General features: G+C 41.9%; 6 protein-coding genes. 5 read left to right on the top strand and 1 reads right to left on the bottom strand.

The features are described from left to right. The 4 genes from QZT73_RS01730 to QZT73_RS01715 all read left to right on the top strand — a co-directional run. Window positions 1-1,635: beta-N-acetylhexosaminidase (locus QZT73_RS01730; RefSeq protein WP_363331081.1), on the top strand; the 1,635-nt coding region annotated here is incomplete at its 5' end. A 542-nt stretch (window positions 1,636-2,177) separates the two neighbouring features. Further along, window positions 2,178-3,524, top strand: coding sequence for an alanine/glycine:cation symporter family protein (locus QZT73_RS01725; RefSeq protein WP_291786286.1), 1,347 nt, complete (start codon window positions 2,178-2,180; stop codon window positions 3,522-3,524). 398 nt (window positions 3,525-3,922) lie between these two features. After that, entirely contained in the window at window positions 3,923-5,020 is a 1,098-nt protein-coding gene (locus QZT73_RS01720; RefSeq protein ID WP_291786283.1) for a glycerate kinase, read from the top strand. A gap of 528 nt (window positions 5,021-5,548) precedes the next feature. After that, window positions 5,549-7,558, top strand: a complete 2,010-nt coding sequence (locus QZT73_RS01715; RefSeq protein ID WP_291779174.1) for an alpha-amylase family glycosyl hydrolase — start codon at window positions 5,549-5,551, stop codon at window positions 7,556-7,558. Window positions 7,559-7,776: 218 nt separating this feature from the next. Here QZT73_RS01715 and QZT73_RS01710 read toward each other — a convergent pair whose 3' ends face one another. Continuing rightward, window positions 7,777-8,649, bottom strand: coding sequence for an alpha/beta hydrolase (locus QZT73_RS01710; protein ID WP_291779177.1), 873 nt, complete (start codon window positions 8,647-8,649; stop codon window positions 7,777-7,779). A 406-nt stretch (window positions 8,650-9,055) separates the two neighbouring features. Between QZT73_RS01710 and QZT73_RS01705 the strand changes: the two genes are divergently transcribed. Next, window positions 9,056-9,421: hypothetical protein (locus QZT73_RS01705; protein ID WP_291786281.1), on the top strand; the 366-nt coding region annotated here is incomplete at its 3' end.

The following is a 9,421-nucleotide window of genomic DNA, read 5'->3' as shown; positions in this document are numbered from 1 at the left end:
TTATACCCTAAACAAAGTTTCACTATGAAGCAATTTAAAAACATAGTCTTTATGACAGTGCTGGCTTTCTTGGCCTTTTCCTGTGGCAAAAAGCAGGAAGCGGTTCCTATGGATCAACACAGTATTATACCCGTTCCGGTTTCCTTAGTACCTGCAGCGGGCAGTTTTATCTTGGACGGGAAAACAGCCATCGTGCTGCAAGCTGATCCCGCCCAAGTTCAGTTGATCGGAGAATATTTAAAATCTTCCATAGCAGCCCTGACTGGTCTTAACCTGAATATCGCTCAGGAAGATCGGGACAATGCCATTGTATTGGCCCTAGATTCTAGCGCTTCCGATCAGGAAGAAGGGTACCGATTGGCCATCATGGATAAGAAGGTGCTGATTAGTGCCCCGCAACCGGCAGGATTGTTTTATGGCATTCAGTCATTGCAGCAATTGATTCCTGCCCATGGTGGTAAAATTCCAGGTGTAAACAATCAGTTTTCTTTGCCACAGGGATCCATCGAGGATCATCCGGAATATGGTTACAGAGGTATGATGTTGGATGTGGCCAGGCATTTCTTTTCTGTGGAAGATGTAAAAAAACTGATCGATCAGATTGCGGTATATAAAATCAATCATTTGCATTTGCATCTTTCTGATGATCAGGGATGGAGGATTGAGATCAAATCCTGGCCTTTGTTGACCACCATTGGTGGTGCCAATGAAGTAGGAGGAGGAAAAGGGGGATATTACACCCAGGATGATTACACAGAAATCGTGCGATATGCGCAAAGCAGGTACATTACCATCGTGCCGGAGATTGATATGCCGGGCCATACCAATTCTGCCTTGAATGCCTATGGTATTTTGAACCCTGGGATTAGCGTCCCCGAGGCTACCGCTGTTCCTGTTGACCGAAAAGCTTTAGGCGTGGATGAAGAAGATCCGGATGCAACTCCTTATCACACGGGAATTGAAGTGGGTTTCTCCACTTTGGATACAGACAGTCCAGTAACGTATAAGTTTATTGATGATGTGATCCGGGAAATTTCTGAACTCACTCCTGGACCTTATTTCCATATTGGGGGAGATGAATCCCACGTGACAGATATGGAGGATTATATTCCATTTATAGAAAAGGCACAGGAAATAGTGAGCAAATATGGGAAGAAAACCTTGGGTTGGGATGAAGTGGCGCATGCCCAATTGCTACCTACTTCAGTAGCACAATATTGGGCGAAGGCAGAAAATGCAATTATGGCCATTGAGCAGGGAGCACAGGTATTGATCTCTCCGGCTGTAAAGGCTTATTTGGATATGCAATATGATTCTACTACCCAACTCGGTTTACATTGGGCGGCCTATATTGAATTGGATGAGGCCTATAATTGGGACCCAACCGAATTGGAAGCTGAAATTAAAAGAGAGCATATTCTGGGTGTAGAAGCACCTTTATGGACAGAGACCATCACTACTTTTGCGGACATAGAATACATGACTTTCCCCAGGTTGGCGGCCATTGCGGAGATTGCTTGGTCTCCCAAGACTGCCCGAAACTGGGAAGATTTCAGCAGAAGGATTGTTTGGCATGGTCAGCGTTGGGAGGCGCAAGGGAAGAATTTTTATCGTTCACCGAAGGTGGAATGGTAGGAGGGAGAGACGAGAATTTAGAGATTTCGGAAGTTTGAAGGCGGATTTCGGAAGTGTTGAACCACTAAGAATCGAGCTTGCCTACCTTAAGGTAGGAGGTTAGAGACTAGAATCAAGAAGCAAGAGATAATAAATAAGAGGTTTCTAGTTCAAAAGAAGATGAATGCCTATCCGAAAAGCTGTTCCAATGATGGATAGCTTTTTGGATAGGCCTTTCCTTGTCATACCGACGGTAGGAGGTTAAAGACTAGAAACAAGAAATAAGAAGCAAGATGATTCACGGTAAACTGGTGATCTGTTTATTATGTGAGGAGCTATCAATATAACAATAGTTTACTAATGGAATTGACTTTTTCAGTTAACAATCCTCTACGTACCGGAATCTAACTCTTGGTACTTAATACTTGGTACTTGGTACAAGCTATTCTCTCTGTCCGAAGGCACCTCTTTTTTCTCTACACAATCATTAAGAGATCAAATTCCCCTTCCCATTTGTCTTTTACCAAAATTGCCATTAATATGCTATTTCATTTAAATTCTACATGGGACAATTTATCATTGACTTTAGCAATTGGATTTGGGATACGCCCATGCTCCTCTTATTGATGGGGGGAGGCTTTATACTCTTTGCGTATTCCGGTTTTTTACCTTTCCGCTATTTTGGACATGCACTGAAAGTGGTAAGGGGGAAATATGATGACGAGAACTTACCCGGGCAGATTTCTTCCCGTCAGGCGCTATCAGCGGCCATTGCCGCTACGGTGGGGCTAGGGAATATTTCCGGTGTGGCCATTGCCATCAATATGGGTGGCCCAGGCGCTATATTTTGGATGTGGATTTCTGCCTTTGTAGGTATGGCTACCAAATATTTCACTTGTACCCTGGCCATTATGTACCGAGGAAAAGATACTGCTGGTACTGTTCAGGGTGGCCCTATGTATGTAATCGAAGAAGGCATGGGCAAGAAATGGAAACCCCTGGCGGTATTGTTTTCTCTTGCCGGGGTATTGGGTCTGCTTGCCATCTTTCAGGCCAATCAATTGACCGCCGTATTGCGGTCTGTACTTCTGATCCCTAATGGTCTGGACAATGGGGAAACCACCAAATGGGTATTGGGCATATCCATGATGATCATTGTTGCCATTGTGATTTTAGGCGGAATCAAACGGATTGCCGCGGTAGCTTCCCGTTTGGTGCCATTCATGGTCATCTTGTATTTTGTTACAGTTCTGATTATCATGTTCCGCTTTTACGATCAGGTACCTGCCATGTTATGGCTGATTGTAGAAGATGCCTTTACCGGGAAATCAGTGATGGGCGGTGCTGTTGGTGCTGTGATGGTGATTGGTGCCAGAAGGGCTGCTTTTTCCAACGAAGCGGGTATAGGCACAGCACCTATGGTACACGGGGCTTCCAAAAATAATGAACCGGTAAGAGAAGGATTGATCGCCATGTTGGGTCCATTTATCGATACAGTGGTGGTTTGTACGCTGACGGCCCTTGTGATTTTATTAACCGGTGTCTGGCAATCCACCGACAATGATGGCGTGAGGCTGACGCTCTCAGCCTTTGAACTTGGCCTCCCGGGAATCGGGAAATACCTGTTGATGTTGGCGGTATTGGTCTTCGCGCTATCCACCATGTTTACCTATTCCTACTATGGCCACAAATGTTTCAATTACCTCTTTGGGGCTGAAAGGGCAAAATACTATAACTATTTCTATTTGGTGACTATCGTGGCCGGAGCTGTGGTTTCTTTGGAAGTGGTGGTAAGTTTTATAGATGGGATGTATGCAATTATGGCTATACCGACGATGATCTCCACCGTTTACCTGGCGCCTAAAGTAAAGGCGGCGACGAAGGATTATTTTGGGAGGGTTAAAGGGTAGAAATGTCAGAAGTGGGAAGGTGGATTTTGAAAGTAATTGAACCATCAAGTTAAGGTTTTTAAGGATTTCATTAAGAGGGCTGGTGTTTAGAAAGATCAGAAAGTCAACAATTGGAATAGGCTTATCCTTGTGATGCTGATATTTCAACATTTAGGAAAATGTACAAAAAGGGTAATGACAAAAATTACACGTCATGCTTTTCCCGAGTAATTAGGGAGAAGCATCTTCTCTATTTTGGGAGACCCCACAAAAAGATCGGGGCAGGCTTTCGCTTCTCTCAGGGTGGCGTACACATTTGTCAATGCTGCCTACTCGTATTGGCTTTTCCTGACTAAGTTTTCTAACTTTCTATCGGTTAAAATATATTCTTTGTTTCAAACATTTTCCCTGAATTGTTTATGAAAATCCTGATAGCACCCAATGCATTCAAAGGAACGCTTGAAGCAGATGAAGCTGCGAAGATCATTTCTGATGCACTGCTGGAAAAACATCCTGACTGGGAGACCAAATGCCTGCCCATAGCAGATGGAGGGGATGGAACTTGTTATTTACTGGGAAAGGCACTGGGCTTGGAGGAAAAGGAAGAATGGGTCCTGGATGCATTGGGCAGGTCAATCAAAGGCTATTATTATTTGGATCAGAAAAGTCAAACAGCCTTTGTTGATGTCTCCACTGTTTCGGGCATCAAGCACCTCAGTAATCCTGAGCGGAATCCCTGGGTAGCCAGCACATATGGGACAGGACAACTGATTCAAGCATCCATAAAAGCCGGTGCCAATCATATCGTTTTGGGCCTGGGCGGATCGGCTTCGGTTGACTTGGGTTTGGGTATATTGGCGGCTTTGGGTTTTGGTTTTTTGGATGAAAAGGGTAGGGCTGTTGCCATGTTTTCTGATAGTTTTATGCAGCGCATTCAGTACATTCAACGCCCAATTCAGTCAATAAATATTCGATTTTCTTGTCTTTGCGATGTGGCAAATACCTTTTGGGGTAAAGCGGGTGCCATTCCGGTATTTGGTCCTCAGAAAGGATTACCAAGACATGAAATCCCTGTTTTTGAAAGTTCCTGCCATCGAATATTGAATCTTTTATCCAAAAAAGTACGAAAGGAAATTCCCGATCAAGTGGGCTTTGGAGCTGCTGGAGGGATTGCCTTTGGACTGGCACATTTTTTTGAGTTGAAGATGGAAAGGGGAGCACAATGGTTTTTTTCAAAAGTAGGGATGCCTGAAAAGGTGGGGTGGGCTGATTTAGTAATCACCGGAGAAGGAAAGTATGATGAGCAATCTGCTGGAGGCAAGGGGAGTTACGAGCTTTTGCAATTATGTAAAAAACTAGATAAGCCATGCGTTCTGATTACGGCAGGTGATGGCTTTGAAGGTTCCGCCTTTCATCAGGTAATGGTTTTACCGGATTTGGATTTTTTAAGCCCTGATTTTCGCAAAAAGGCCAGGGAGAATTTAAGGAGATCAATTTTGGAATTAACTACAGATTAACCTATCCTTTGCTTTTTGTTGCTCGAAATTTGCAATTTCGTGAAACGATACAGCGGATTTTCAATCCCCGGAATGTGTATTTTACCTTATTTATTGAAAAAAGCGGCGCTTTTTGGGAAACTAACCACTCCTGCCTTCTGAAGGGAGGGATAAATGATGATAACCACACCTACCAAACGCAGGCTGGGATAAAAAAGCTGCGCATTTAATTATGGGCTATTGATATTATTCTATTATTTCTGAGATACAAATTCTCAATTGGAAAAGAATAAGGCTGAAAGCATTTCATGTGATAAGCCATGGTGAAGGCCTGGGCCACAAATGAATTCCAGACCGAGACTCGGCGCAAAAATCTTTTGGAAAAATGAAAAAGAAATCGCTGACGATAGGAAACCCTAATCTGTCAAGTGTTCGGAGTATCTGGATAAACCTTCGTCGTCAATTGAGTTTCATCAATAAAATTACTTTTGATTATAGGCAGTTGACCTGATTTCTTTCTATCTTTAAAAGAAACAAACTGAATTTTTTGTGGAAAAGAAACAAGTTTTACCTCTTGCCAAGGAAGAGGACTGGTTAAAGGAATATTCAGAGGATATTTATGAAAGGTACTTAAGGTACAAACATAGCCTTCAGGACATAGAACAGGCCTATGGAAGTGTACTGGAATTTGCCAGAGCCCATGAGTATTATGGGGTTCATTTTGACCGCTTAAGAAATGGTTGGATATACCGGGAATGGGCACCCAAAGCCTATAATCTTTTTTTGATGGGTGATTTCAATCATTGGGACAGATACAGCCATCCAATGCGCAAAAACCACCGTGGAGATTGGGAAATTTTTTTACCTTATGATGATTACAAGGATAGTTTCCTACACGGTTCCAAAATTAAAGTACATGTAGAAGGTGCAAATGCAGCGCTGGACAGGATACCGGCCTACATAAGGAAAGTAGTACAGGATGAGGAAAGCCATGATTTTGCAGGGCAACTTTGGTTTCCATCCGAACCTTTTGTCTGGTCAGACCATGATTTTAATCCATCGGATAACCTGCTCCAACCTTTGATTTATGAATGCCATGTGGGTATGGCTCAGGAAAAAGCCGGGGTGGGTACTTACATGGAATTTGCAGAGAATATCCTTCCCAGAATCAAAGAGGCAGGATACAATACGATACAGATGATGGCCATTATGGAACATCCCTATTATGGATCTTTTGGATACCATGTTTCCAATTTTTTTAGTCCTTCTTCCCGCTTCGGTACGCCTGAGGAACTTAAATTTTTGATCAATAAAGCCCATCAATTGGGTCTTTCTGTGGTCATGGACATCGTACATTCCCATGCTGTCAAGAATGTCAATGAGGGCTTGAATGAATTTGATGGTTCGGATCACCAGTATTTTCATCCCGGGGAAAGGGGCTACCATGAAGGTTGGGACAGCAAGCTGTTTGATTACGGGAAAAAAGAAGTGAAACAGTTCCTGTTGTCAAATATCCGGTATTGGATGGAGGAATTCCATTTTGACGGATTTCGATGGGATGGTGTGACCTCTATTTTGTACCTGCATCATGGTCATGTCACTTTTGATAATCCCACCAAATATTTCAGAGAAGGGGTGGATTGGGATGCCGTCATTTACCTGCAGTTGGCTAATAAATTGATTCATGATTTTTCCCGGCAAGCGCTTTCTATAGCAGAAGAAGTGAGTGGTATGCCCGGCCTTTGCAGAAGACATGAAGATGGGGGACTGGGCTTTGATTTCAGGTTGGGGATGGGTATTCCGGATTTTTGGATCAAAACCCTAAAACATAAGCCTGATGAACATTGGGACATGTTTGAAATGTGGCATGAGCTAAGCAATCGGCCGAAAAAGGAAAGAACCATTGCCTATGCAGAATCCCATGATCAGGCTTTGGTAGGAGATAAATCCATTGCCTTTTGGTTGATGGACAAGGAGATGTACACCAGTATGACCAAGCTACAGAGCAGTTTGGTGGTTGATAGGGGTGTAGCACTTCACAAAATGATCCGTCTGATTACCATTGCCCTTGGTGGGGAAGGATATATGAATTTCATAGGCAACGAATTTGGACATCCTGAATGGGTGGACTTTCCCAGAGAAGGTAATGATTGGAGCTATCAATATGCAAGAAGGCAATGGTCACTTGTTGATGCAGAACATTTGCGCTATCATGATCTTAATGCTTGGGACAGAGACATGGTCTCCTTGGTCAAGGATAATTTTGTGTTGATGGCACCGCATGCAGAACAACTGTTTTTAGACCCTGAGAAAAAGATTCTGATTTTCAAAAGGGCCAATTTGGTATTTATTTTCAGTTTCAATGTATCTGATTCTTTCTTTGGCTATGAATTTGAAGTTCCTGAAGCAGGGAAATACCGGATAATCCTCAATTCGGATAATAAAAAATATAGTGGTTTTGAAAGGGTTTCAGAAGAATTCCTTTACCCAACAGATAAGAAAAATAAGATCAAACTTTACCTACCAAACAGGACCACCCTGGTTTTGAAAAAGGAATAAAAAGAAATGGGCCCTTTTTAGGGCCCATTATTAGACAATGACTTCATCAACTAAACTAAAAGAGAAAAACCTTACTCTCCGTATGAGCAGTAGACTAAACTCCCGTCATTGCAAGTAATTACTCTTCTATAACGAGAGAAGTTTGCTCAGGTTACTTAAAATATATTAAAAAGTTAATTTTTCTGATAAGTGGTATTTTTATGCATTGACCGTACTTTTTACTCTTGGTGAAGGAATAAATCCAACTCTTTGTAAAACCAATCGGGTTCATCATAGAAAACAAAATGATAAGCTTCTTCTGCAACCAATAACTGAACATTGGGAATATCCTTTACCTGCTGTTCATATCCATAGGTCACAGATGATTTGGTGGCACCGTAATTTTTGTAAGCCGCCCAAGAACCAAATACCAGTACAGGAATTTGTATTTTAGACATTTCAGATCGGATATCTGTGAGGTACATTTCACCATATGCCTGCCCGGTAACTTCGGGGTTAGAAGCCAAGCCCATTTCTACCACTTTTTCTCGCTTATCTGTATTGGCTATCATTGACGCCACAATCATTTCCTGCATTGCTTTTGCACTGGATGCATCCTGGTTGGAGAATTGGGCTTTCATACTCTCTACCATGGGTTTAGCGGATTCAGGACTGATGCCAGGCATTTGAAGTACGGGGAAGTAGGGCACGCCATCCACAGATATAATTTTGGAGAAAAGTCCAGGGGCTTCAGCAGCTGCCCATAATGCAACAAATCCACCCATGCTATGTCCCAGAATAATTGGAGATTGGAGATTATTGAAACGGGTATAACCTATAAGTTCATCCTTAATGGATTGAAGGTAATTATCTCTGGGAACTTTTGATTTATTTCCAAATCCCTGAATGCTGACAAGATGCAGTTCGTAGGAATCCTTGTATTTATCTACCAATTCATCCCAAACAGCAGCTGAGCAGGACATACCATGGATCAATAGCATGGGTTGTCCTTTCCCTATTACCTGAGTTCTTATTAGCGGCTCTTCATTTTGGGCCCTGGCAGTTAAATTTCCAAATAACAAGATTACTAAAATGATAAGAAATGTTTTCATGATAATTTGTGTTTTGATTTGTACAAATTTGTTGTCTCAACTTGGGGAAGGAAAATTTTATTGACGAGCCGTAAGTTTTTGTCCACAAAAAGGATCGAAGTAAGCTTTATTTAAAAAATGGGCTATTTTGATCCTCTCAAGCTATTGATTTTAGATTTCTTTCTCTAGATTGCTTTTCGTCACCAATTGCTTACAGTTGGTCATTATTTTTTGTTCTACAATAGGAGGAGTTCTTACTTCGAAAATAAAAAGATATGATCTGGTGGACTTTATTTATCGTTGGGACAGTTTTTTTGACACTGTATTTGGCAGGGGCCTTTTCAACTGAAAAAAGGGATCTAAAGAAATGAAAAAGGAGGGTTCAAGAGATTCCCGCGGGTTTGCACTAATTAAAAAATTCAGTGACTTGAAAATTCACCATTTCCTATTTTGGATAGGCTACTTTTTCTTTTGGGTTTTTGTCTATAAGGGATTCTACGAAGACATTCAGTTATTATATAAAGTTACAGGGATATACCTTTTTGCGCATGCTTTTATCTATTATTTCACCTACTATTTCCTTGCTTCTAAAATATTCAAAAATAAGAGTGGTTTTTTATTGGTTATCAGCTTCTTTGCTACTGCTTTTTTAGTAGCCATAGGAATGTATAACATAATGAAATGGGGCTTGGACCTAGATTTGGAAGGCCTATTTAATGCTCATGCAACCCAAATTATTTTCGTTTTTGCATCGGTGATGTTCAACCCGTTCAGGAAACCGCTGTTAATGGCA

The organism is Cecembia sp. (assembly GCF_007126775.1).
Lineage (GTDB): Bacteria > Bacteroidota > Bacteroidia > Cytophagales > Cyclobacteriaceae > Cecembia.
The sequence above is the reverse complement of the archived record's forward strand: the minus strand, read 5'-3'. Positions and strand labels throughout refer to the sequence as shown.